Genomic DNA, 24,369 nt, shown 5'->3' on the forward strand with positions numbered 1-24,369 from the left:
CGGCCCCGCGCACCGTGCGGGCACGCCCGCACGGTGCGCCAGGGGCTCAGGCCCGCGTCCGCAGCTCGGCCAGGAGCTGGTAGACGGTCTCGGTGCCCTGCCGCAGTGCTTCGACGCCGATGTGTTCGTCGGTGCCGTGCATGCGCTTGAGCATGTCCCGGTTCACGGTGAACGGGTACATGCCGTACACGGGTACGTTCTGTTCCCGGAACGGCACCGCGCTGGTGACCGCCTCGAACTGGCAGGCGGTGGCCCGTACTCCGGGGTGGGTCCGGCGTACGGCGCTCTGCCAGGCGCGGAAGACGTCCGTGTCGTAGTCGGAGTCGGGCGTGGCCAGATAGCCGCGCAGCCGGTCCAGGGCCTGCTGCTCGCTCTCGCCGGGGTTGCCGACCACACTCAGCGTCGCCCGGTTGCCGATCAGCGAGCGCAGTTCGGCGACGATGCGTCCGGGGTCATCCGCCCCGGGCAGGAAGGCCGCCCGGAACTCCGCGGTCGCGGTGCCCGGCACGATGCTCGGGTAGTAGCCGGACTGGGCGGAGGTGAAGGCGAGCGTGGTCCGCAGCATCGCGTTGTGCAGTTCCGGGGTCTCGCTGAGCCGCACCACCGCTTCCCCCGCCCTGTCCCGCCGCAGATCCGTGCGGGCGGCGAGCATCTCCCGGAGCGCCTCGGCGAACGGCCGGTCGGTGGTGGCCCCGGCCAGTTCGGCGAAGTACTGCCGGGACAGTGCGTTCGGGCGGATGTGGGCACGCCACTCCCCGAGCTGGTCGAGCACCTCGCCCAGCCGTATCACCGCCTGTCCGCTGAACGGCTTGGACGTGTGGGTGGCGTACGAGGCGGTCTCCAGGCGCAGCAGCAGGGAGCGCTTGTCGTTGCAGGTGAGCGAGGCGATCATGGGCGTGGTGCCGTCGCGCTGGTTGAGTACCCAGCCGCCCTCGGTGATGACCGCGCCCGCCGCCACCTTGCCGGGGTGTTCCGCGAGGAACCAGCGCACGCCGTAGGGGCCCTGTTCCTCGTCGCAGTCGGACCAGAAGACGATGTCGCGGTCGAAGGCCGCTCCCTCGCGGACGTGACGCAGCACAGCGGCGACGAAGGCGGCGTTGACGCCCTTCATGTCCAGCGAGCCGCGGCCGTACAGCTTGCCGTCCTCGATCTCTCCGGCGAAGGGGTCCGTCTCCCACCTGTCGCCGATGGCGGGCACCACATCGGAGTGGCCGAGCAGGACCAGGGGCTTCTTCGTGGCCGGTCCGCTGCCGGGTATGCGGGCGAAGAAGTGGACGTTGCCGTCCTTCGGAGTGGGCACGATCTCGGTGGCGACCCCGGCGGCCCGGAAGATGCCCTGGAGCATACGGGCGAGCGGCAGGGTGATCGCGCCGTCGCCGGGGTTGCTGGTGTTCTGGCGGATCATGGCGACGGCCAGGGCCACGGGGTCGGTGGGATCGCCGTCGAAGGAGATGCCGCCCATCGGCGCGGCGGCCCGCGCCGCTGGTGCCGCCGATGCCACCGCGCCGAGGCCCAGCACCGTGGACGCGACGGCCGTCGCCCCGGCACCGAGCACGGAACGCCGTGACGGCCGGGTTCCGGGGAGTCCGTCGAGGCAGGCGTCGATGACCGCGGCCGGGTTCTCCTGGTGGGCATAGTGACCGCCTTCGACGGACATCAGGGTGCATTCGCCCCGGGTCCACTCGGCCCAGCGGCGCACGGTGACCTCGGGCACGTGCGGGTCGTCGGTGGCCCACACCGCACGCAACTCGACCTGCGGAACGGCTCCCCGTCGGCCGTCGTACCCGGCGGCCAGCCGCAGATCGGCGATGACGGGAGGCAGCAGCACCTCCTCGAACTCGGGGTCCGCCAGCAGTTCCGGATCGGTCAGTCCGGTTCCGGCAACGAAGGCACGGGCGTCCTCGACGGTCACGTCCTCGCCGCGGCCGTGGAAGTCGCCGGGGCACTGTCCGGCCACGGCGCACAGGCGCGCGACGGGCACCCCGGTGTCGAGCAGCCGGCGGCAGGTCTCGTACGCCAGCAGGGCGCCGAGGCTGACTCCGATCAGCACCAGCCGCCGTCCGCCCCGCAGTTCACGTACCGCGGCCGCCACCGCGTCGGCGTAGGCGGCCATGTCGGTGACGGGCTCCTCGTCGACGCGGGTGCCGCGGCCCGGCGGTACGACGAGCGCGAGGGTGGTGTCCTCGGGAGTCAGGCCCCGCCAGCTCGCGAACGTCGAGCCGTGGGCACCGGTGGGTGCGAAGCACACGGCGAGGGTGCCGGTGGCGGCGCCCGGTGGCGGCTCGCCCGGCACGGTCAGCCATGGGTCGTTCATATCTGTTCCTCCTGCTGGATCTCGCGGCACAGGGCGGCGATCGCGGTGACGGTGGGTGCGCCGAGGATGCGGCGCAGCGGTACGCGGCGGCCCGCCGTCGTCGCCAGCCGGTTGGCGAGCCGTACGGCGAGCAGGGAGTGGCCTCCGGCGTCGAAGAAGTTCTGGTCCGCCGATGCGGGCGGTGCGCCGAGCAGTTCCTGCCAGAGCGCGGCGACGGCGGTCTCGGTGGCGTCGGACGGGGCGAATCCGGCCGCCCGTTCCTGCCCGATGCCTGCCACGAGTGCGCGCAGGGCGGTGCGGTCCAGTTTGCCGTTGGTGCTCAGCGGGAGCTGCGGGACCTGCTGGATGCGGGCGGGCATCATGTAGTCGGGCAGCCGGTCGCGCAGATACGCGCGCAGTGCGGCGGCGCCGGTCTCCTCGCCGGCGGTGACACAGGCGACGATGCGTGTTTCGCCGTCCTCGTTCTCCGCGTAGGCCCCGGCGTCGGTGACGTCCGGTGCCTTGCGCAGGGTGGCCTCGATCTCCTCGAGCTCGACGCGGTAGCCGCGCACCTTGATCTGGTTGTCGGCGCGGCCGGTGATCTCCAGTACGGAGTCCGGGAGCCGGCGGCCGCGGTCGCCGGTGCGGTAGTGCAGGACTCCGGCGTCGTCGGTGATGAAGCGGTCCTCGCCGTCACCGCCGACATAGCCGAGGGCGAGTGGTGGTCCGCAGACCCACACCTCGCCGGTCACACCGGCCGGGAGGCGCCGGCCGAGCCGGTCACGGACCGAGAGCGAGGCGCCGGCAACGGGACTGCCGACGGGGACGCGTTCGGCGCCGGCGGGCAGTCGGGCGGTGTCGTAGGCGGCGACGTTGGAGGCGGTCTCCGTCATGCCGTACAGGTTGAGCAGGGTGGTATCGGGCCAGACCTCGCGGAAGCGCAGGACGGTGTCCACGGGCAGGGTGTCGGCGCCGCTGGTGACCAGCACCGGCCGGTGCCCGCCGGGGCGTTCGGCGCTCTCCTGAAGCAGTCCGGCGATCAGCTGCGGGGTCAGGAAGAGATGAGTGATCCGTTCCTGCTCCACGGCGGCGGCGAAGAGCACCGGATCGAGGAGTTCGTCGGTGGCGAGCACGACGGACGGGACGCCCTTGAGCAGTCCGCCCAGCAGCTCCCAGGGCGAGGCGACCAGTGCCAGGGACTTCTGGACGGCGAGCACCGCGTTCTCGGGGAACGGGTGGTCCTGCCACATCCACTCCAGCCGGCCACGGACCGAACGGTGGCTGATGCGTACGCCCTTGGGGTTTCCGGTGGTCCCCGAGGTGTAGACGATGTGGAACAGCGCGTCCTCGTCGGGCTCCTGCTCGGGGGCCTGGTGCAGCGGGCCCTCGGCCAGGGGTGCCAGTGTGACGCGGGGTGCGTCCAGGGTGGGGAACTGGTCGAGTCCGGGCTCGGCCAGCACGCAGTGCGGTCCGGTCTCCTCCACCATCCGACGCTGCCGTCGCACGGGTATCGCGGGGTCCAGCCCGAGGTAGGCGGCGCCGGTCTTCAGTACGGCGAGGACTCCGGCGACGGCTGCGGGGCCGCGCTGGGCGGCGAGTGCCACCAGCGAGCCGGGGCCGGTGCCCTTGGCGGTGAGCCGGGCGGCCAGCCGGCCGCTCCATTCGTCGAGTTCGCGGTAGGTGACGCTGGTGCCGGTGTGGCGCAGGGCAACGGCCCGGGGGTGGGCCGCCACCTGCTCGGCGAAGCGTTCCAGCAGGGTCGGCGTGGTCATCGGTGATCGTCTCCGGGCAGCAGATCGAGGGAACGAACGGTGGTGTGCTCGGCGCGCTCCGGATCGGTGAGGGCCCGCAGCGCGATCAGGGTGGATTCCAGTACGTTGCGGGCGGCGGGCGTGTCGAGCAGCTCCCGCTGGTAGGCATACTGGAGCAGCAGTTGGCCGGGGCCGTGCGGCTGGACGTACAGGGCGCAGTCGTACTTGGTGTAGCCGGTGTCCAGTTCGACGAAGCGGAACCGGACGTCCGACGCGGTGGTGGCGCGTGCCGGGTAGGGCAGCATGTTGAGCATGGTCTGGAAGACCGGGGTCGCCGAGGAACTCCGTGAGGCGGCCGGAAGCCGCCGCAGCGTCCAGCCGAAGGGGTGCTCGGCCGCGGCGTAGGCGTCGTACACCGTCTCCCTCACCTGTGCGGTGAACTCCGCTAGGGTGGCGGCCGGGTCGATGTTGAGGCGCAGTGGCAGCATGGCGAGCATGAAAGCGGGCACGTCGGCGGTCTCCGGCCGCTCCCGCCCCGCCATCGGGGCGCCGACGATCACGTCGTCGGCGTCGCTGTAGTAGCTCAGGGCCAGTGCGTAGGCGGCCAGCAGGGGTACGAACGCGGTGGCGGACGCGGCCAGTGCGGTGTCGCGCAGCCGCCGGGACAGCTGCTCGTCGAGGACCGCCTCGGTGATCTCGCCCCGGTAGGTGGGGGCGGCGGGCCGCTGTTTCTGTGCGATCTGGAGTGCGGGGAGGTCGCCCACGAGCCGGCGCAGCCAGTACTCCCCCGCCTCGGCCACCTCCTCGGTGGCCAGCCGCTCGGTCAGGTGGTCGAGATAGCGGTCGTAGCGGGTGGCGCGTTCGGGATCGGGCCCGGCCGGCCGCTGTTCGTAGAGTTCGGCCAGCCGCTGGAACAGCACGGTCGCTCCCCAGCCGTCGAGGAGCAGTTCGTGCATGGTGACCAGGAGCCGGTACTGTCCGTCGGGCAGCCGGAACAGCGCGGTCCGCAGGGCCGGTTCGGTGAGGAGGTCAAAGGGCCTCGCCGCTTCCTCGGCGGCCACCGTGCGGAATGCCTCCGCTGTGATGTCCTGGGCGCCGGCGGGCAGCGGAACCTCCCAGTGCGGGTAGTGGTGCACCACCTCGTGCCCCGCTTCCCGCGCTGCCTTCTGCCCGTCCGTCCCGTCCGTCCCGGCGGTCCCTTCGGTCTCGGCGAACCGGGCGAGGAGCAGCGGATTCTCGGCGAGCAGCAGCTGCCAGGCCCGTGCCAGCCGTGCCACGTCGAGGGGGCCGTCGAGCTCCAGGGACCCCTGGTAGCTGTAGTAGGGGCTGAGCGGGTCGAGCCGCCAGTGGAAGTACACCCCGGCCTGCTGCGGGGTGAGCGCTCGGGTGTGCGGCGCGTCGTCCCGTGCCGGCTCCGGGCGGGATGCGGGCGCGGGCCGCCGGTCGCGGCCGAGCGCGGCGAGGGCGGCGGGGCTGCCGTCGCGCAGAACGTCACGCAGGCCGGCGGCCGATCCCGTCTCGCGCAGGGCGGCGACCAGCCGCATGGCGAGCAGCGAGTCCCCGCCCAGCTCCAGGAACCTGTCGTTCCTGCCGACCCGTCCGGTGCCGAGGAGCCCGGCGACGACGGCCGCGATCGCGGTCTCCGCCGCGCCGCGCGGCGGGTCGTACGGGCGGGTGCCGGGGCGGCTGCGGCGCGGTGGAGCGGGCAGGGCCTTGTAGTCCGTCTTGCCGTTGCGGGTGAGCGGGAGCCGGGGAAGGACGACGAAGGTGTGCGGCACCATGGGCGCGGGGAGCCGGCCGCTCAGATGGGCACGCAGTGATTCCTCGGCCGGCTCGTCGCCGGAGGCGGTGACGTAGGCGACGAGCCGGGGCGGCTGCGCGGCGACCGGGGTGTGTGCGCTCTCCCGGGCGACCAGGGCTCCGGTGTCGTCGGGGGTGTGGACGGTGACGGCGCAGCCGGCGATCCCGGGGTGGTCGCCGAGCACCGCCTCGATCTCGGCGAGCTCCATGCGTACGCCGCCGAGCTTCACCTGCCGGTCCACCCGTCCCAGGTACTCCAGTTGGCCGTCCGGAGTCACGCGTACGGCGTCCCCGGTGCGGTAGAGGCGTCCGCCGCCGTGGCCGAAGGGGTCGGTGAAGAAGGCGCGTGCGGTGCGCTCCGGGTCACCGAGGTATCCGCGGCCGACTACCAGTCCCCCGACGAACAGCTCCCCCGTCTCCCCGTGCGCACAGGCGTGCCACTGCTCGTTCTCCTCGCGCAGTACGTACAGTTCGGCGTTGCCGATGGGCGAGCCGATCGGCAGGTGGCGCACTCCGGCGGCCGGAGGGCCGAGTTCGGCATGGGTGACGTCGTCCGAACACTCGGTGGGGCCGTACGCGTTGAGCAGCCGGATGCCCGGCATGGTGTCGTGCCACCGCCGGGCCAGCGCGGGTGGCAGCTCCTCGCCGGTGGCGATCATCCAGCGCAGCGAGCCGGGCCTGATTCCCGCGGTCTCCTGGGCGTCGAGCAGGAAGCGGATCAGTGTGGGTACGGTCTCCAGCACCGTGGTTCCGCGTCCGCGCAACTCCTCCAGCAGCAGGGCGCCGTCCTGTGCCTGCTCGTCGGCGAAGATCTGTACCCGGCCGCCGACGAGCAGCGGGGCGAGCATCTGCCAGACGGAGATGTCGAAGCTCAGTGGTGCGGTCTGGGCCAGCCGGTCGTCCGCGGTCAGCCCGAGGTCGTCGATCTTGGCCCGGAGATGGTTGAGCATGCCGCGGTGCTCGACGATCGCGGCCTTGGGACGGCCGGTCGACCCCGAGGTGTAGAGGACGTAGCGCACCTCGTCGGGGGCCGGTGGCTGGGGCCGGGTGTACGGAGGGTCCGCCGGTTGCGGTGTCGTGGTGGGTACGCCGGCCGCGCGGGCGCCCTTGATCAGTTCCCCGCTGTCCGCCGGTGCGCCGGTGGTCAGCAGCAGTGCCGCGCCGCTGTCGGTGAGCAGGGATTCGACGCGTGCGGCGGGCCAGCTCGCGTCGACAGGCAGGTAGACGGCGCCCAGCAGTTCCAGGGCGAGGAAGGCCGTGACGACGTCGGCGCCGCGTCGGCCGCCGACCGCGACGATCTGTCCCTGCGAGATCCCGGCAGCCGCCAGCTGCGCGGCGGTGCCGCGCATCCGGTCGGCCAGCCGGCCGTATCCGAGGGATACTTCGCCGTCCTCGACGGCGGTCCGGTCGGGGTGTGCGGCCGCGAACCGCTCGACATGGGTGTGGACTCCTTCGCCCAGCTCGTACGGTTCGTGGCGGGTGAGTGCCACGGCGACGGCACGCTCCCGCGCCCCTTCGGCCAGCGGGAGCCGCGGGTAGTGCTCGGGCAGGCCGGTCATCGTGCCGCCCGCTTCTCGGCGACGACCAGCAGGTACTCGACCGGCACGCCCGTGCCGCGCTCGTCCGTGGTGTGGAACCCCTCGGTCATCTCGACCATTTCCGCTCTCAGTTCCTTCCATCGCGAAGGCGGCGAAATGGTGTTCCTCGCCGCGATGCAGGGCCCGAAGCAGTTCTCGAAGAAGGTCACCAGGTCCTCGGCCGTGGCGAACGGGTAGAAGAGTTCGCGGCGTTCGGACGTAACCGTGAATCCGGGGCCGAGGAGTTCGGCGAGGTAGTCCGGTGAGCCCCACAGCATGGGTTGTCCCTGATGGCCGTTGGGCGAGGGGAAGTAGGCGGAGAGGATCTCCTGGAAGTGCGCGGTCCAGCTGCGTGCCGTCCAGTTGCACATGCCGATGCGGCCGCCCGGCCGCAGCACCCGGGCGATCTCTCCGCTCGACGCGGCGTGGTCGGGCGCGAACTGGATCCCGTAGGTGGAGGTCACCAGGTCGAACGAGGCTTCGGCGAAGGGGAGTTCCTGGGCGTCGCCGCGGTGCAGCTCCACCTGGACGCCGGCCTCGGCGAACCGTTCGCGCGCGTCGGGGAAGAACTCGTCGGTCAGGTCCAGCCCGGTGACGACGCAGCCGCGCCGGGCGGACAGCAGCGCGACGTTGCCGTTGCCGGTGGCCACGTCGAGGTGGGCGGTGTCCGGCGCGGGGGCGAGCCGGTCCACCAGCTCGACGGCGCCCGGTCGCAGCAGATCGGCGACGTGCCGGTACTCGCCGTACGACCACATGGTGCGGTTGATCTCCTGGATGTTCTGATCGATCGTCATGCGGGTCCCCCTCAGAGCGTGAGCCGGGCGCCGAGACCGGCGGCTTCGGCGCGGGCGTGGATGCGGTCGGCCACGGCGACGTCGAGGATCGACATCCCGAACGGGTTGCTGATCACGATCTCGTCCTGGTCCCGGCGGCCCGGGTGCCGCCCGGCGAGTACGTCGCCGAGCGTGCCGTCGACGGGGCGGGCGCCGGGCCGTGCGGTCACTCCTTGGCGCGGAGTGCCGTCGGGGCCGAGCAGCGTGCCCGCCCGGTACATCCTGCCCAGCAGCCGTCGCGGGTCGTCACGGACCAGGCTCCAGTCGTCGACGATCACCGTGCCGGCCGAGAGCACACTCGCCTCGGTGAGGTCGTCCAGCGAGACATGGCAGACGAGCGCGCCGGGCCGCAGCCAGTCCGGCTCGATGTATCCCTCGGTCACCGTGGTGACGGGCACGACGAGTTCGGCGTCCCGTACCGCCTCGCGCGGCCCGTCGGCGACCACCGTCTCGATGTCGGCCGCACCGGGCAGCGAGGCGATGTGGTGGGCGACGGACTTGGCACGGTCGGGCGCCACGTCGTACAGCGCGATACGGCGCAGGGTGGGCACGGTGCGCAGCAGCAGCGCGATGTGCGCCTGCGCGAGGGCGCCGCAGCCGAGGAGCGCCAGCCCGCTCGGTTCCGCCACCGCCAGATGACGCACGGCGAGCGCGGTCACCGCCGCGGTGCGCATCGCGCTGATGTAGGCGGCCTCCATCAGGGCGAGGGGGCGGGCGGTCTCCGGGTCGAGGAGCAGGGTGAAGCCCTGGGAGCGGGGTATGCCGCGCCCCGGGTTGCCGATCGAGGCGTTGATGGTCTTCATGCCGATGACCGGCGGCCGCCCCTCCTGGGCGAGTGCGCCGGGCATGGCCAGCAGCCTGGCCGAGTCGCCCTGCGGGGTGGTCCAGCCGAGGTAGGCCTCCTCGGGAAGGACGGACTGTCCGGCGGAGTGCAGCCGGAGCGCCTCGGCGACCGCCGCCACGATGTCCACGTCGCGGGCGGCCTCGATGACGTCCGCGCGCGTCAGGTAGCGGAAGTGGCTGTCGGGGTGTTGCTCGAAGTCCATGACGGGCGTGGCTCCTTGGCGAGAAGGGATCGGTTGCGGTGGGGACGGTGCGGGAACGGGTTCAGCCGCCGGTGGTGGCTGCCGAGCGGAGCATCACGAAGGGGACGAGTGCACCGAGCAGCAGAACACCGGCGAGTGCGATCCAGCCGGCCGTGCCGAGGGCGAGGACGACGCCGGTCATCAGCACCGGGCCCGCGACCCGGTTGGCCACCGTGCGGCTGGTGTTGAACAGCACCAGGTAGGCGCTGCGCGCCTGTTCCGGTGCCAGGTCGAAGGAGAGGGTCCACGAGGCGCCGACCTGGAACAGCTCGGCGAACGTCAGCAGGACGACGGCCGCGCCGAGCACCAGCAGCGCCTCCCGTGCCCCGAGGCCGGGCGCGGCGGCGAAGGCCAGGGCGCCGCAGCTGAGCAGCAGGGCCGCGGCCGCATACGAGAACCATGCCCGGCGCGTGGTGCCGTAGCAGCGGTTGAGGGGGTACTGGAGGGCGATGCACAGCACGGTGTTGACGGCGTACAGGATGCCGACATAGCGCTCCGGTACGTCCGTCTCGGTGACGAGCCACAGCGGGAAGGCCACGTTGAGCACCGGCATCCAGAGCGACACCAGTGCGTTGTACGCGGTGAAGCCGAGCAGCCGGCGGTCCTTGAGCAGATCCGCCACCCGGGCGCTCCCGACCGCCGTCGCCGCCTCCTCCTCCCGCCGCGCGGTGGCGTACACCGCGGCCACCGCCACATAGGCGACCGCGCCCCCGATCAGCAGCGGCCGGAAGGCTGCCGGCGCGCCGGAGCCCAGGGCGACCCCGGCGATCAGCCCGCCCAGGCTGATCCCGAGGTTGACGACGGTGCGCTGCACGGCCATGACCTTCGCGCGCAGGCTCTCCGGGGCGCGCGCACCGACGTACGACTGGACCAGTGGGGGTGAGGACTGCTCGGTGACGGCGATGACGGCGACCACGAGAAGAAAGCTCCACCAGCCGTCCACCCAGAGGTAGCCGACGGTGGCCAGTGCGCGCAGCAGCATCACACCGATCAGCACGGGCTTCGGCCCGAAGCGTCCGGCCAGGCGGGCGATGGGCACGGCGGCGGCGACGGCGACGGCCCCGCCGATGGTCAGGCCGGTGCCGACGGACGAGGTGCTGAGATGGGCGACCTTGACGAAGTAGATGGTCGAGACGGCGAGGAAGAGGCCCGTTCCGGTCCATTCGATCAGCGTGGCGCCCTGCACCAGCGGCAGGTACTGCCGGTGGCCGGGGCGTGTCCGCTGCCGGTCAAGGGTGGTGCTGGTGCCCATGCTCAGTGCTCCTGGTGCTTTCGGTCGAAGAAGAGTCCTTCGCTGCGCAGGTGTTCCACGGCGGAGGTGATCTCCTTGGCGACACCCTGTTCGGTCGCCCAGTTGTCGGAGTAGAGGGTGTCGCGGTATTTGGCGCCGCCGTCCGCGGCCAGGCAGACCGCGAGCCGGCCGTCCGTCCCGGCCTCGTCCTGATCGGTCAGCATCGCGCGTACGGCGCAGCCGCTGGAGCCTCCGAGTGCGAGTCCGATGTCCTCGGCGATGATCCGGCAGACGGCGATCGCCTCGATGTCGTCGACGTGCACCGCACGGTCGTAGCTGTGCGGCGCCGTCAGGAAGACGGACGGCCGGCTGGCTCCGATGCCCGGGACCAGGCGTCGTCCGGCGCTGCCCGAGACGGCCAGTGAGCCGCGTACGTCCACGGCGACCGCGGCGACGTCGGGCCGGTGCTCGCGCAGATGGGCACTGATTCCCGCGAGGGTGCCGCCGGTGGAGACCGGTATGTACACCGCGCCGAGCTCCGGTCCCGCCTGCTCGGTGAGTTCGGGTCCGGTGGTGCGCCGGTGGATGTCGGGCGCGGCCCAGTTCTCGTACTGGTCGGGCCAGCGGTATCCGGGGTTGTCCGCGCACAGCTCGCGCACCCGGCGCAGCCGGCTCAGCAGGTAGCCGCCCAGGCCGTCGGGTTCGTCGACGACGATCACCCGGGCTCCGCTGTCGGCGAGCCTGCGGCGGGTGGCGTGCGGGGTCTTGAGGTCGACCACGGCGAGGAAGTCGCAGCCGACCGTCGGCAGCAGCCGGGCCAGGGCGAGGCCCAGGTTGCCCGAGGTGGATTCCACCACCACCGTGCCCGGGGTGAGCGGCCGGTCGTCGTGCAGCGACCGCAGCAGTCCGACGGCGCTGCGGTCCTTCACCGATCCGGTGGGGCCGTGTTCTTCGAGCTTCAGCCCCAGACGCCGCACCCGCCCCCGGTGGGCGACGTCCAGGCGGAGTAAGGGTGTTGTGGTGAGGGCCCGTGCCAGGACGGGTTTGACACGCGACACTGCTTCCCCCTGTGGGATGCGTCGTTTGACCATGGCGATGGATCGACCGGCCGGCCCAGCTGCGCGCCATCAGACCTTAGGCGGGCGGCCCCCGGTGTCACCACGGCACTCACGCGCGCGCGTGTCGTGGTTGGCCGGGAACACGCTTGACGCGCCCTCATTCCCTTCCCCCGGCCGTTTCCGGGCCCGGTAGGCCGCAGAAACAGCCCGGTGTTCCGGCGGGCTCGGGCGAGCACGGTTCATCGAATTGGCCGGTTCGATGCCGGGTGGCCCGGACGGCCGGACGGCCGACGGCCGGGCCGCTGTCACGAGCGGAGCCGGCCCGGCAGGACCTCTCCCGGCGGCCTGTTATCTTTACGTGACTTCGCGACGGAACTCTCGGTCATGCTTTGGCCTTTGCTCCGGCGGAGTCGACGTGCCGGCATGTGGCGGCGGACGCTCAATGACCACTGCACGGGCACGGTCGCGGTCTGCGGCCGGCCCGGCCTGTCATGGCTGGACGGAATGACACAGCACAACATATTCAGCAGGACGGCGCGGGCCGCACGGACGGTGCTGGTGCCGGGAACGGGGCGCCGGAAACAGACGAAGCGCCCATTCGCCCGCCTGCTGCGCATACCGGACCTTCCGCGCGCGGGCCGACAGGGCTGGCGAAGATGGGTGCCCTCCTGGCGGCTGGTCCTGGGCTCGGTCCTGTTGTTCACCGGGACACTGGCGACCGTGGTGGGCGTCGCCTACGCGCGTACGGACATACCCGAGGACCTCAACGCCTTCGCCACCCAGCAGGACACCGTCTACTACTGGGCCGACGGCACACCGATGGCCCGGACCGGCTGGGTGAGCCGCCAGGAGATGCCCCTGTCGAAGATCCCCGACCACGTCCGATGGTCCGTGCTCGCGGCGGAGAACGCCAACTTCTACTCCGACCACGGCATTTCGACGCAAGGGATCACCCGCGCGCTGTGGCGCACGGTGGGTGACGGTGACACCCAGGGCGGGTCCACCATCACCCAGCAGTACGTCAAGAACGTCTATCTGTCGCAGGACCAGTCCTTCTCGCGGAAGTTCACCGAGATACTGATGGCGGTGAAGCTGGACCGCCGCCTGAGCAAGGACGAGATCCTCCAGGAGTATCTGAACACCAGCTGGTTCGGCCGCGGAACCTACGGCCTCCAGCGCGCCTCGCAGGCCTACTACGGCAAGGAGGTCACCCAACTCAACGCCAGCGAGGGCGCGTTCCTCGCCTCTCTGCTCAAGGGGGCCTCGCTGTACGACCCCGCCGTCAACCCCCGCAACCGCGAGCGGGCCGTCGAGCGGTGGCGGTGGACGCTGGACCGCATGGTGGAGATCGGCAGGCTGAGCCCGGCCGAACGGGCCACGTACACCACCTTCCCCGAGCCGAAGCCCCCGCACCGGCCGAACAGCGCGGGCGGGCAGGACGGCTATCTCGTCCAGCTCGCCGAGTCGTACGCCAAGCGGGCCGGACACATCTCCGACGCACGCTTCGACCTCGGCGGCTACCAGATCTACACGACGTTCGAGAAGCCGCGGATGACCGCCCTCACCCGGGCCGTCCGCGACGCACGCGGCGCACTCGACCCCGAACAGCGCAAGGCCGACCGGTTCGTCCGGTTCGGGGCCGCCTCCGTCGCCCCGGACGGCCGGATCCTCGCGGTGTACGGCGGACCGGACTACGAGCGGCAGGCGTTCAACGAGTCCAACGCGGGGACCGTACCGGCCGGTACGGCGTTCACCCCCTTCGTCTACGCCGCCGGGCTCCAGCACGGGGTGACACACAAACGCAACGGTCCACGCTCCACCGTCACACCGTCGACCATGTACGACGGCGACGACGACATCCCGGTCATGACACCCGAAGGCCCCTACTGGGACCGCAGCGGGAAGATGGTCAAGGGCCGCAACGACGGCGACACCTCCTACGGCCGCATCAGCCTGCACGACGCCATGGCGAAGTCGGTGAACTCCCCCTTCCTCCAGCTCGGCATGGACACGGGCCTGAAGCTGGTCCGCAGCACGGCCGAGGCCTCGGGGCTGCTCCCCTCCAGCTTCGGCCCGCCCGTCCCGGCGTTCGTGATGGGCAACTCCACACCCAGCGCCATCCGGATGGCCGACGCGTACGGAACGTTCGCGGCCCACGGCGTGCACACGGACCCGTACTCGGTCCGCAAGGTCACCCGCAACGGCGAGCCGGTCCGGCTCGACCTGCCGCGGCCCAAGCGCGCCGTCCGGTCCGACGTCGCCGACGAGGTCACCGCCGCGCTCGCCCGGCCCGACGGCAGGAACGGCGCCGTCTCCGCCGCACCGGTCGCCGCCAAGACCGGAACCACCGAGGACGACACCGCTCGCTGGTACGTCGGATACGGCCCCGCCGCGTCCACCGCCGTCGTCGTCTACCGCATGGACCTGAAGAAGAGCCTCGCGCCACTGCCGCTGAAGGGGCTGGCCGGTGGTCCGGCGGACGACGGGAAGCTCCCGGCCCAGATCTGGAACACATACACGGAAGCCATGACGAAGTGACAGACACCGCAGAGAAGTCCACTGTTCGCCGCATACGGGCCCGGCTCACGCCCCGGGTCGTCCTCGGGATCGCGGTTTGTCTCGTGGTGTCGGGTTCCGCGGCACTCATCCCGCTGATGTCCGACGAGGACTCGGACGGCCGGACCCCGCAGCAGGGCACACGCACCGTCGCCGCGCCGAAGCCGACCGCCACCGAGCACCGCGGGGACAAGGCGAGTGAGGAGGAGGAGAACTGGGACGGGAAGGTCAAGATCCTCGGGGACGGCTCCACCTCCTACACCGGGCCGCAGCCGAACCGGCCGAAGGCCGAGCGGCTCAAGCCCGGTGAGCGACCGCCGCAGTTCGTGGTGTTCTCGTGGGACGGCGCGCTGGAGGGCGACGACCACATGTTCTCGCGCTTCCGCCGTGCGGCGAAGGAGAGCAATGCCCACATGACGTTCTTCCTCACCGGCATCTACCTCCTCCCGAAGGAGAAGCGGGACCTCTACCAGCCGCCCCAGCACAAGGCCGGAGCCGCCGCGATCTCGTACCCGACGCGCGAACACATCCGGATGACGCTGGACCAGCTCGGTGGCGCCTGGAAGGAGGGCAACGAGATCGGGTCCCATTTCAACGGCCACTTCTGCGAGAAGAAGGGCGGTGGGGACTGGAGCAAGGACGAGTGGATCAGCGAGATCAGCCAGTTCTACTCCTTCGTGCAGAACTGGAAGACCAACACCGGCTACAAGGACCTCGATCCGCTCCCCTTCGACCCCACCCGTGAGGTCGTCGGCGGCCGTGCGCCCTGCCTGGAGGGCCAGAAGACGCTGCTTCCGGCGACCAAGCCGTTCGGCTGGCGCTACGACGCGAGCTCCCCGGGCGACTTCCAGATCTGGCCGTCCAAGAAGGACGGCGTCTGGGACTTCCCGCTCCAGATGCTGCCGTTCCCCGGCAAGGACTTCCAGGTTCTGTCCATGGACTTCAACTTCCTCTACAACCAGTCCAAGGGCAGCACCGAGGGCGACCCCGCGAAGTACGCGACCTGGCGCGAGGAGGCACGGCGCGCGTACGTCGCCGGCTTCGAGCGGGTCTTCCACGGCAGCCGCGCGCCGCTGTTCATCGGGAACCACTTCGAGGACTGGAACGGCGGCATCTACATGGACGCCGTCGAGGAGACGATGCGCGAGGTCTGCCCCCGCAAGGAGGTCCGCTGCGTGTCCTTCCGTGAACTGGCCGACTGGCTCGACGCGCAGGACCCCAAGGTCCTCGCCCAGTGGCGGACCCTCGACCCCGCCCAGCCCCCGAGCTGGAAGCAGTAGCCGGAGCAACCGGGCAGCGCTGCTCCGGCCGGAGTCGCGCTGCCCGTGTGTGTGCGGGTGCCATCGGCCCGCGGTCAGTTCGCCTTCTCGACGAACGCGGAGGGCGAGCACACGCGCATTCACTGGCCCCGCCGTGTCTTCGCCCAGGTGCTCCTCACCCAGGTGGCCATCACCACCGGAGTGATCACGCTCATCACCGAGGGCTGGTCCGCCAAGGAGTCCCCCGCGCACCGCGGGCGCGGTCTGGGTCTGGCGCTGGTGCGCCGGCCGGCAGAGCGCTACGGTGGCGCGGTCTTCACCGCCGTCCTGCCCGAGGCACTCACCGTCCGGCCGCTGACAGAAGTGGGAGAGTCGCGATGATCGATGTCCTGGTGGTGGACGACGACTTCCGGGGCGCCGAGATCAATGCCGCGTACGTGGCCAAGGTCCCGGGCTTCCGGGTCGTCTCCCGTGCGCACACCGCCGCTCAGGAGCTGTCCTGCCTGGCGCGCGACCATGTCGACCTCGTGCTCCTCGATCACTATCTGCCGGACGAGACGGGGCTGACGCTGGTGCGGCGGCTGCGCCGGCTCGGCCACCCGGCCGATGTGATCATGGTGACGGCGGCTCGCGACGTGTCGACCGTCCGGACCGCCATGGGGTACGGGGCACTGCAGTACCTGGTCAAGCCGTTCAGCTTCAGCGGGCTGCGGTCCAAGCTGGAGAGTTACGCGGCTCTGCGCCGGACCCTCGAAGGCGTGGGCAGCGGCCGCGGCGAAGCCGGACAGGAGCAGGTCGACCAGATCTTCGGTGCCCTGCGCACCACGGAATCCGGCCCGGCCTGCGGGCTGCCCAAGGGACATACCGCGCCGACCGCGGAAGTCATCCGCCATGTCCTGTCGGCCGCCGAGGGGCCGCTGTCCGCACACGAGGTCGCCGCGCGGGCGGGGCTCAGCCGCTCCACCGCCCAGCGGTACCTGAAGTGCCTGGGGGGCGCGGGCCGGATCAGTCTCAGCCTCAAGTACGGCGACACGGGCCGCCCCGAGCACCGCTACGCTTGGGCGGACCTCCGTCCGGAGCCGCTGCGATGAGCCCGTCGGGTGCGTCGCCGGTGGAGCTCACCCCCGCGGCCGCGGAGCTGCTGCGGCGGCTGCGGGAGGTCCATGGGCCGCTGATGTTCCATCAGTCGGGCGGCTGCTGCGACGGCAGCGCTCCCATGTGCTACCAGGACGGCGAGTTCCGTACCGGTGGCTCCGATGTGCTGGTCGCCTCGCTCGACGTCGAAGGGGTGGCGGAGAGCATCCCCTTCTGGATGTCGAGGAGCCAGTTCGAGGTGTGGGCGCACACCCGGCTGATCGTCGACGTGGTGGAGGGGCGGGGCAGCGGCTTCTCGCTGGAGGCCCCGGAGGGGGTGCGCTTCCTGATCCGTTCGCGGCTGGCCGGCCCGGACGGGGGCTGACCCGCCGCTCACGGTCGCCCGGCAGGACGCCGGGGTCAGGGCGTGAGGTTGCTGACGACGTCGGCCGTGGCGGCCAGGCTGTCCTGAATGGACGGCGCCATGCTCGTACCCGCGAGGAAGAACCCGAGCATGGCGCAGACCAGCGCATGCGAGATTTTCAGCCCGCCGTTGCGGAGGAAGATCACCGCAAGGATCAGCAGAAGCAGCACCAGTGAGATCGAAATGGCCATGGCCAACCTCCTCCGCCGCGCCGGAATGCGGCATTCGGCCGCCAGTGTGGCGTAGCGGAGGAGCCGTCCGGGGCACTGGCGTGTCCCCCATCCGGGTGTTGACTGGCTGTCACGCTCGGGGCTGTGCGTCCGGTCAGCCGCGGAGGTGGGCGGCCCCGGTCCGGGTGTCCCGGTCGTGGGTACGGAGGAAGCGTTCGAGCCCTGCCAGATCATCGGTGTTGAGGTGGTCGACCCCGGCGGCCAGCAGCTCCGTCCAGACCGCCTCCCGCTGCGGGCCCGGCTCGTCCGGCGTGGCCCAGAAGCGGACGCGCTGACCACTCCGGTGGGCCCGGGCGACGTGCGCGCGCAGTTTGTCCCGCTCGGCCGCGGGGAAGGGGCCCGCGCCCAGCCAGCTGAAGTCGTCGGTCCAGCTGCTGCTGATGAGCGGGATGAACGAGGCGGTGGCCGAGGTTCCGAGGTCCTCGGGGCGGCCGTCGTAGAAGGCGTAGCGGGTGTGCTGCGCCTCCATCGGGGCGCGGGCGGCGCGGTCGCCGGAGATGACGGAGGTGACGGCGCCGGGGCGTACCCGGCCGTGGTGGTACGACGTCAGCATCCGCCGGTAGTTCCGGAGCTGCCGGTCGAGTTCGAGGTAGGCCGCGGCGCCGTCCGTCTTGATGTCGATCAGCAGCTGCACGGGTTCGTGGTGGCCGGGGTGGACCGTGCCGTGGTTGGCCCGGACCCTGGCCAGCAGCGGGTCGAGGTAGAGCGAGGCGAAGGTGCGGGCGGGGTCGAGGTCGGTGGCCTCGTGGGCGACCAGCAGTTCCCCGTCCACCAGGAAGATGTCGGCCTCGACACTGGTGAAGCCGTGCCCGAGCGCGTCGTGCAGGGGGCGCGTGTGCAGGTAGTCGTTGTGCGCGTGGGCCCTGCGCAGCGGCTGCGTGCGGTGGCGTCGTGCGGCCGGGGACGCGGTGGCCGCCTCGGACGCGACGGCCGTCTGCGGGGACAGCAACGCGCCTGCGGCCACGGTGGCGAGCGCGGTGGTGACGGCGGTTCGGCGGGTCGGGAACGCCATGGATTCTCCCGGGGCGAGTGGTGGACCGGACGGGCGGACGCGACCGAGTATGCGACGGCGCCCGCCGCAACGGGCATCCGCCGCAGAAGAGTTGACCGGTTCGTCGTCCGCCCGTCGACTGCCGTTCCCCGGTCGGGCCGGAAGTGTCCAGCGCTGGTTGCCGATGCCGTCCTCGTGGACGCTGCCGTCGCTCCGAACCACTCACCCCGGCGCCGCTGGAACAGGTGCTGCCGACACTGGTGGCGCCGAGGGCGGCGGTGACGGCCTGGCTGCCCGCCATGGCGGCGGGCAGGTCGGGGAGGGCCTTGGAGTACGGGGAGTCGGCGAAGGTCGCGGCGTTGTTGTTCCAGTCGAAGTACTCGGCCCAGTCGACCATTCCGCCGGCGGCGATCTTCGCGCCGGTGCCGGTCCGGAGGCTGCCGAGTACGAACGAGGTGCCGGCCGTGACGTCGGTGATCGTGGCCCGGTACCAGCCGGCCGTGGTGTCGGGTGCGATACGGAAGCGGTAGTGGCGCCCGGCCGTGAACCGTTCACCGAGGCGGCAGGTTTAGCCGGTGCCGCCCTCGGCGAACGTCCGGCATTAGGTGCCCGTGCTTCCCGGCCGGCCTCGGGTGGAGTCCCGGAGCGAGAAGAGGAACAGGCCGCCGCCGGCGCGGTTGCGCTGCATGCCGATGTAGCCGCCGACCCCGTTGGTGAAACCGAACCGGTGGGACCAGAAGACGTTCGCGCGGCCGGGGTCGGACTGGACGGTCGTGCCGAAGGAGACCTCGTCGAGGGTGGTGGTCCCGGCCGGGAAGGTGTAGTTGCTGTACGAACCCGGGGTCTGGCCGGCCGCGGCGGACGGCCCCGCCGGTCCCAGGCAGGCGGCGACGGCGAGGACCACCACCACGACGGTGGCGCGTGTTCTGCGCATGTCCCACTCCTTGTCCGGGGCGGATGGAACCACCGTTTAGTCATGGACTCGTCAACCAGAGTGGGGGTGTGCCACGCGCCAGGGGCATGGACTTATCCGGTCGGGCTCATGGACTCCTGCGGTGCTCCCGGTCCGGAGCACTCCTGCCAGCCGACCGTACGGTCGCACCAGCGTTCCAGCAGCACCCGGTCGTGGCCGACGGCCAGCAGTCCGGCCCCGGACTCCCTCCGGTAGGACTCGACGACCGCCACCAGCGCGGCGGTCGTCGACGCGTCGAGCATCGCGGTCATCTCGTCACAGATCAGCCAGCGTGGCCGCAGGACCAGTGCCCTCGCCAGACAGGCGCGCTGCAACTGGCCGTCGCTCACCTCGTGCGGGCGCCGGCCCAGCAGCTCCGGTGTGAGCCCGACGGCCGGTGCCAGCCCGGCCACCCGGTCCGCCACCTCCGAGCGGCGTCCGGTCGCCCGCAGCGGCTGGGCGATGAGTTCGCGCAGGGTGAGCCGGGGGTCGGCGGAGAGCCGGGGCTGCTGGAAGACGACGCCGACGGCGGTGCGCTGCGCCCGCGGGGCGCGGTGCCGCCAGCCGCGTACCGGTTCGCCGTCGAGCACCACCGTGCCCGCGTACGGGCGGTGCAGCAGGGCCGCGACCCTGGCCAGGGTGGACTTGCCGCAGCCGCTCGGGCCCAGCAGTCCGAGGGACTCCCCCGGCGCGAGGCTCAGCGAGACTTCGCGGACGACGGGATCGCGTCGGTCGTATCCGGCGGTGATGCGGGTGAGTTCAAGCATGGACCGGCTCCTCCCCGTCCGCCCGCACACCGTGGTGGCAGGCGAGAGCGCCGTCGAACGGGGGCGGTACGGAACACCGGTCGTCGGCACGGCCGCAGCGGGCCGCGAACGCGCACCCCTCGGGCAATGCCCCGAGTTCGGGCGGCATTCCTGGGATCGGTACGAAGGCGCGCTCCGGCAGGGCGTCGAGGAGGCCGCGCGCGTACGGGTGGCGCGGTCCGGGCTCTCCGAAGAACCTTTCGGCGTCGGCGAGTTCGACGATGCGGCCCGCGTACATCACGGCGACCCGGTCGGCGATCCGCTCGGCCGCCGCGAGATCGTGGGTGATGATCAGCAGCGCCCGGCCCCCGTCGGCGTGGCGGCGCAGTTCGTCGACGGTCCGCTCGACCAGCTCGCGGTCGAGTCCGGTGGTGGGCTCGTCGGCCAGGAGCAGGGGTGCGTCGCCGATCAGGGCGAGCGCGGTCGCGGCCCGCTGGGCCAGGCCGCCGGAGAGTTCGTGCGGGTAGCGGTCGAGGTGCCCGGCCGGGAACGAGGCGCGTGCCGCGGCCTGTTCGGCCGCCGGGCGCAGGGCGGGCCTGCGGGCGCCGGTCAGTTCGCGGAGGGTCTCCTCCAACTGGGCGCGCACGGTGCGGACCGGGGTGAGGTGCGCGGCGGGGCTCTGCGGTACGAGTCCGATGCGGCGGCCCCGTACCGTACGGGCGAGGCTCCTCTCACCCAGGCCGAGGAGATCGGTGCCGTCGTCGAGCAGCGCCGAGCCCGAGGTGCGCGCATTGCCGGGGAGCAGTCCCAGCAGCGCCGAGGCCAGCACGGACTTGCCGCAGCCGCTCTCGCCGACCAGGGCCAGGCACTCCCCCGCCGCGAGGTCGAAGTGCGCGTCGGCGACGGCGGCGATGTGCCGGCCGCCCCGCATCCGGAAGCGCACGGAGAGGCCGCGGACGGAGAGGACCGGCGCCGTCGGGCCGGGGTCGTTCTTCACAGCATCAGCTCCGATCGGCGGCGCGGGTTGATCCGCTCCCGCCAGGCGCCGGCGAGGCCCGCCAGCGCGAGGGTCGGTATCACCAGGAACAGGCCGGGGAAGAGCGTCGGCCACCAGTCCCCGGCGAGGAGCGAACCGCGCGCCGTCTGCACGAGATTGCCCAGGCTCGCCTGATGGGTGGGCAGCCCGAGTCCCAGGAAGGAGAGCGCGGACTCGTGCCACATGGCGTGCGGCACCATCAGCACGGCCGCCAGGCCCGCCTGCGGAAGCACCGCGGGCAGCAGATGCCGGACGACGACCCGTCCGCGCGAGGCCCCGCCCGAGATCGCCGCGTCGATGAACGGACGCGAGCGCAGCGACAGCACTTCGGAGCGGACGATCCTGGCCGTGGAGAGCCAGTGGGTGAGCGCGACGGAGACGATCACCGGGCCCACGCCGGGCCGGAACATGGCCACGATGAAGATGCCGAGCAGCAGATGCGGTACGGAGGAGAAGGTGTCCACGAGCCGCATGACGACTCGGTCGGTCCATCCCCCGAACGCCGCGGCCAGCGCGCCGACCGCGGTCCCGATCACGGTCGCGGTGAGCCCGGCGACGACGCCGACGAGCAGCGAGACGCGGAGCCCGTAGACGCAGCGCAGCAGCAGATCGCGCCCGACGTCGTCGGTGCCGAACGGGTGCTCCCAGGACGGTGGCCGGAGCCTGGCCGCGAGGTCGACGGCCTGCTGGTCGAGCTGGACCAGCGGCGGTACGAGCAGGACCGCGAGCAGCACCGCGGCGACGATCCCGGCGGAAGCGATCACGCGGATGCGACGGGTGGTGCGCAGCGGGTGCCCGAGGGCGGTTTCAGCCATCGAAGCCCACTCTCGGGTCGGCGATCGCGTACAGCAGGTCGGAGAGGAGGTTGCCGAGGACGACCGCCACGGTGGCCAGCACCGTGAGCGCGGCCAGCAGCGGGAAGTCGACGGAGGTGGCGGCCTGCACGGTGGCGGCGGCGATGCCCGGCCAGCTGAAGACCGTCTCGACGAGCAGGGCGCCGGTGATGAGTTCGGGGACGCGGGAGCCGATGAGGGTGAGCATCGGCAGCATCCCGGAGCGCAGTGCGTGGCCGAGCAGTACGGTGCGTTCGCGCAGTCCGCGGGCGCGGGCGCCGCGCACCGGGTCCTCGCCGAGCGCGTCCGCGACGCCCTGGCGCACGTAGAGGAAGAACCACGGCAGCTGGGAGATCCCGAGCACGGACGCGGGGAGCACCAGATGGACGGCGACCTGCCCGGAGGTGACGGTGTCGCTGGCCGCGTCGGTGAGACCGCCGGCCGGGAGCACGTCGAGCTCCAGGGCGAAGAACCAGATGGCGAGCAGCCCGAGCCAGAAGGCCGGGGCGGCTTCGAGCGTGTACGCGGCGGAGCTGACGCACCGGTCGAGCAGGCGGCCGGGCCTGCGGGCGGCCAGTACGCCGAGGCCCGTGCCGAGCAGTACGGCGAAGGCGAAGGCGGTCGCGGCGAGCAGCACGGACCAGCCCAGGCGTTCGCCGATGACATCGGCGACCGGCTGGCGCATCACGGCTGAGTCGCCGAGGTCGCCGCCGAGGGCGGAGCTCAGCCAGTTCCACCAGCGGCTCACGAGCGGCTGGTCGACACCGAGGTTGGCCCGCAGCTGGTCGAGGTTCTCCTGCGACGCGGTGAGCCCGGCGGTGCCGGCGTAGGCCTTGACCGGGTCGAAGGGGGAGGCCGCGGCGACGGCGAAGACGCCGAACGTCACAACGGCCAGGACGGGGACGGCGAGCAGTGCCCGCCGTCCCGCCATCCTGCCGATCGGCCCCCAGGGGAGGCGCTGGTTCACTTCTTCGGCGTCCAGTCCTCGACGTTCCACCACGGGCCGGAAGCCAGTCCGTGGTCGTGCGGTTCTACCTGGGTGGTCAGGGGGCCGAAGCGGTCCTTGACGACGTAGAGGTGGTCGATGTGGGTGAGGAAGGTGTAGCCGGGGTTCTTCACCAGTTCGCGCTGGACGGTGTCGTAGGCGGCCTTGCGTGCGGCGCCGTCACCGCTTCTGCGGCCCGCTTCGAGGGCCCGGTCGACGGCCTCGTTGTCGTACCAGGCCATGTTGTTGAAGCCGTCGCCCGCGAGCGAGGACTTCAGCAGGGTGTACTGGTCGAAGTCGGGGTCGGCGGGCGATCCGCCGCCCGCGAGGACCGCGTCCTGCTTCATCCGGGGCTCGATGACCTCCCAGGTCCCGGCCTCGGTGGTGATGTCGATGCCGGCCTTCTTGGCGTCGGAGGCGTAGGCGAGCGCGTGGTCCTGGCGCAGCTTGTCGCCGGTGAGGTACCAGAGCGGGAAGGCGGCGCGGACGCCGTTCCTGGTGCGGATGCCGTCCTTGCCGGGCTTCCATCCGGCGTCGTCGAGGATCTTCTTCGCGGCGGCGAGGTCGTGGGGGCGTTCGGTGCCCTTGGTGAACCACTGGCTGTCGGTGGGGACGGGCCCGTAGGCCGGCCGGCCCTCGCCGTTGAGGATGGAGTCGACCATGGCCTTCCGGTCGACGGCGACGTCGAGGGCACGCCGGACGGCGAGATCGCCGGTGACCTCGTTGTGGGTGGGCAGGGTCACGGTGCGGTAGTCGTACGTGGAGGCGGCATAGGTCCGGGTGCCGCTGCCGCGGGCGAAGCCCTTGGCCAGGTTGGGCGGCAGGATCGCGCCGTCGAGTTCCCCGGAGCGCAGCCGGGTGGCGCGTACGTCGTCGTCCTTGATGACCGCCATGGTGAACTTCTTCACCCTGGGCGCGCCGCCCCAGTAGCCGGGGTTGGCCCTGAAGCCGATCTTCTCGCCCTTGGACCACTTGGTGAGCAGATACGGTCCGGTGCCTATGGGGCTGGTGGTGAAGGAGCCGGTGTTGACGTCCTGCTTGCCCGCGATGTGTTCGGGCGCGATGGGCAGGACGGTGCGCTGGGCGAAGGGCGCGTAGGGGTACTTGAGCCTGAAGACGACGGTGTCGTCGCCGTTCGCCTCGACGCTCTTCACCGCGTCGAGTTCGGTGCGGGAGGCGTTGTTGGTCTTCTTGTCGAGGATGGTCCGGTAGGTGAAGACCACGTCCTTCGCACCGAACGGCTCGCCGTCGCTGAACTTCACGCCCTTGCGGAGCCTGTAGGTGTACGTCAGTCCGTCGTCGCTCACCTCGGGCAGGGCGGTGGCGAGTGCGGGCCGCAGCTTCATCCCGGCGTCGAGGGCGAGCAGCCCGTCGAAGATCTTGGAATTGCCGTCCTTGCCGTAGCCGAGCAGCGGGCTGAGGCTGTCGGGCTCGTAGGCGATGCCGACCACCACCGAGTCCCCCGCACCCGACCCGGAGCCACCGCCGTCCGGGCCACCCGGCTGGGAACAGGCCGCCGCGGTCAACGACAGTACGGTCGCCAGTGCCGCGGCGACCGCTCCCCGTATCGATCGGGCCGTCATACTCTGCACATCCCTTATTAAAGATCAGATGTTATTGCGAAACTCTCGCAATTAAACAGCAGGTAAAGGGGT

The 24,369-nt window shown here is 71.6% G+C and carries 21 protein-coding genes; 6 read left to right on the forward strand and 15 right to left on the reverse strand.

Annotated features, from left to right (window positions below):
* Nucleotides 1–46: 46 nt before the first annotated feature.
* The 7 genes from BT364_RS22255 to BT364_RS22285 form a co-directional block, all read right to left on the reverse strand.
* Nucleotides 47–2,314 carry a M20/M25/M40 family metallo-hydrolase gene (locus BT364_RS22255; protein WP_072486982.1) on the reverse strand — a complete coding sequence of 756 codons (2,268 nt, stop codon included), beginning with the start codon at nt 2,312–2,314 and terminating at the stop codon, nt 47–49.
* Nucleotides 2,311–4,065, reverse strand: coding sequence for a non-ribosomal peptide synthetase (locus BT364_RS22260; RefSeq protein ID WP_072486983.1), 1,755 nt, complete (start codon nt 4,063–4,065; stop codon nt 2,311–2,313). The genes BT364_RS22255 and BT364_RS22260 overlap by 4 nt, the downstream gene beginning before the upstream one ends.
* Nucleotides 4,062–7,403, reverse strand: coding sequence for a non-ribosomal peptide synthetase (locus tag BT364_RS22265; RefSeq protein WP_072486984.1), 3,342 nt, complete (start codon nt 7,401–7,403; stop codon nt 4,062–4,064). The genes BT364_RS22260 and BT364_RS22265 overlap by 4 nt, the downstream gene beginning before the upstream one ends.
* Nucleotides 7,400–8,215, reverse strand: coding sequence for a class I SAM-dependent methyltransferase (locus BT364_RS22270; protein ID WP_072486985.1), 816 nt, complete (start codon nt 8,213–8,215; stop codon nt 7,400–7,402). The genes BT364_RS22265 and BT364_RS22270 overlap by 4 nt, the downstream gene beginning before the upstream one ends.
* Nucleotides 8,216–8,226: 11 nt before the next feature.
* Entirely contained in the window at nt 8,227–9,300 is a 1,074-nt protein-coding gene (locus BT364_RS22275; protein ID WP_072486986.1) for an ornithine cyclodeaminase family protein, read from the reverse strand.
* 61 nt (nt 9,301–9,361) lie between these two features.
* Nucleotides 9,362–10,591, reverse strand: coding sequence for an MFS transporter (locus BT364_RS22280; protein WP_072486987.1), 1,230 nt, complete (start codon nt 10,589–10,591; stop codon nt 9,362–9,364).
* A gap of 2 nt (nt 10,592–10,593) precedes the next feature.
* Complete coding sequence (locus tag BT364_RS22285) at nt 10,594–11,628, reverse strand: pyridoxal-phosphate dependent enzyme (RefSeq protein ID WP_177328193.1); 1,035 nt, start codon at nt 11,626–11,628, stop codon at nt 10,594–10,596.
* Between the two features lie 504 nt (nt 11,629–12,132).
* Between BT364_RS22285 and BT364_RS22290 the strand changes: the two genes are divergently transcribed.
* Genes BT364_RS22290 through BT364_RS22310 form a run of 5 tightly spaced genes read left to right on the forward strand, consistent with a single transcriptional unit; the run spans nt 12,133 to nt 16,902 of the window.
* Nucleotides 12,133–14,166 (forward strand): transglycosylase domain-containing protein, encoded by a 2,034-nt coding sequence (locus BT364_RS22290; RefSeq protein ID WP_079179588.1) that lies wholly within the window; start codon nt 12,133–12,135, stop codon nt 14,164–14,166.
* A complete protein-coding gene (locus BT364_RS22295) occupies nt 14,163–15,464 on the forward strand; it encodes a polysaccharide deacetylase family protein (protein ID WP_072486989.1) in 1,302 nt (433 codons plus the stop codon). The genes BT364_RS22290 and BT364_RS22295 overlap by 4 nt, the downstream gene beginning before the upstream one ends.
* A gap of 57 nt (nt 15,465–15,521) precedes the next feature.
* Nucleotides 15,522–15,824: a hypothetical protein gene (locus BT364_RS44605; protein WP_442759024.1), complete on the forward strand. Its 303-nt coding sequence runs from the start codon at nt 15,522–15,524 to the stop codon at nt 15,822–15,824.
* Nucleotides 15,821–16,534 carry a response regulator gene (locus BT364_RS22305; protein ID WP_072486991.1) on the forward strand — a complete coding sequence of 238 codons (714 nt, stop codon included), beginning with the start codon at nt 15,821–15,823 and terminating at the stop codon, nt 16,532–16,534. The genes BT364_RS44605 and BT364_RS22305 overlap by 4 nt, the downstream gene beginning before the upstream one ends.
* Entirely contained in the window at nt 16,531–16,902 is a 372-nt protein-coding gene (locus BT364_RS22310; protein WP_072486992.1) for a DUF779 domain-containing protein, read from the forward strand. The genes BT364_RS22305 and BT364_RS22310 overlap by 4 nt, the downstream gene beginning before the upstream one ends.
* Before the next feature lie 35 nt (nt 16,903–16,937).
* On the opposite strand, the gene BT364_RS22315 is transcribed toward BT364_RS22310, so the two are convergent.
* Together BT364_RS22315 and BT364_RS22320 are read right to left on the reverse strand one after the other, a co-directional pair.
* Nucleotides 16,938–17,132, reverse strand: a complete 195-nt coding sequence (locus tag BT364_RS22315; protein ID WP_072486993.1) for a hypothetical protein — start codon at nt 17,130–17,132, stop codon at nt 16,938–16,940.
* 133 nt (nt 17,133–17,265) lie between these two features.
* Entirely contained in the window at nt 17,266–18,183 is a 918-nt protein-coding gene (locus BT364_RS22320; protein ID WP_072486994.1) for a phosphatidylinositol-specific phospholipase C/glycerophosphodiester phosphodiesterase family protein, read from the reverse strand.
* 224 nt (nt 18,184–18,407) lie between these two features.
* Here BT364_RS22320 and BT364_RS22325 point away from each other — a divergent pair, with 224 nt between their 5' ends.
* Nucleotides 18,408–18,692: a hypothetical protein gene (locus BT364_RS22325; protein WP_072486995.1), complete on the forward strand. Its 285-nt coding sequence runs from the start codon at nt 18,408–18,410 to the stop codon at nt 18,690–18,692.
* 71 nt (nt 18,693–18,763) lie between these two features.
* On the opposite strand, the gene BT364_RS22330 is transcribed toward BT364_RS22325, so the two are convergent.
* From BT364_RS22330 to BT364_RS22355, 6 genes are all read right to left on the reverse strand, one after another.
* On the reverse strand, nt 18,764–19,096 hold the full coding sequence (locus tag BT364_RS22330; RefSeq protein WP_072486996.1) for a hypothetical protein: 333 nt from the start codon (nt 19,094–19,096) through the stop codon (nt 18,764–18,766).
* A gap of 92 nt (nt 19,097–19,188) precedes the next feature.
* Nucleotides 19,189–19,881: an ABC transporter ATP-binding protein gene (locus BT364_RS22335; protein ID WP_072486997.1), complete on the reverse strand. Its 693-nt coding sequence runs from the start codon at nt 19,879–19,881 to the stop codon at nt 19,189–19,191.
* Nucleotides 19,874–20,791, reverse strand: coding sequence for an ABC transporter ATP-binding protein (locus BT364_RS22340; RefSeq protein WP_079179589.1), 918 nt, complete (start codon nt 20,789–20,791; stop codon nt 19,874–19,876). The genes BT364_RS22335 and BT364_RS22340 overlap by 8 nt, the downstream gene beginning before the upstream one ends.
* 62 nt (nt 20,792–20,853) lie before the next feature.
* Complete coding sequence (locus BT364_RS22345; protein ID WP_072486999.1) at nt 20,854–21,711, reverse strand: ABC transporter permease; 858 nt, start codon at nt 21,709–21,711, stop codon at nt 20,854–20,856.
* On the reverse strand, nt 21,704–22,696 hold the full coding sequence (locus BT364_RS22350; protein ID WP_072487000.1) for an ABC transporter permease: 993 nt from the start codon (nt 22,694–22,696) through the stop codon (nt 21,704–21,706). Before BT364_RS22350 ends, BT364_RS22345 begins: the two co-directional genes overlap by 8 nt.
* Complete coding sequence (locus BT364_RS22355) at nt 22,693–24,297, reverse strand: ABC transporter substrate-binding protein (RefSeq protein ID WP_072487001.1); 1,605 nt, start codon at nt 24,295–24,297, stop codon at nt 22,693–22,695. Before BT364_RS22355 ends, BT364_RS22350 begins: the two co-directional genes overlap by 4 nt.
* Between the last annotated feature and the right edge of the window lie 72 nt (nt 24,298–24,369).

Origin of the sequence: Streptomyces atratus (assembly GCF_900119365.1) — a bacterium.
GTDB classification, from domain to species: Bacteria; Actinomycetota; Actinomycetes; order Streptomycetales; family Streptomycetaceae; genus Streptomyces; species Streptomyces atratus_B.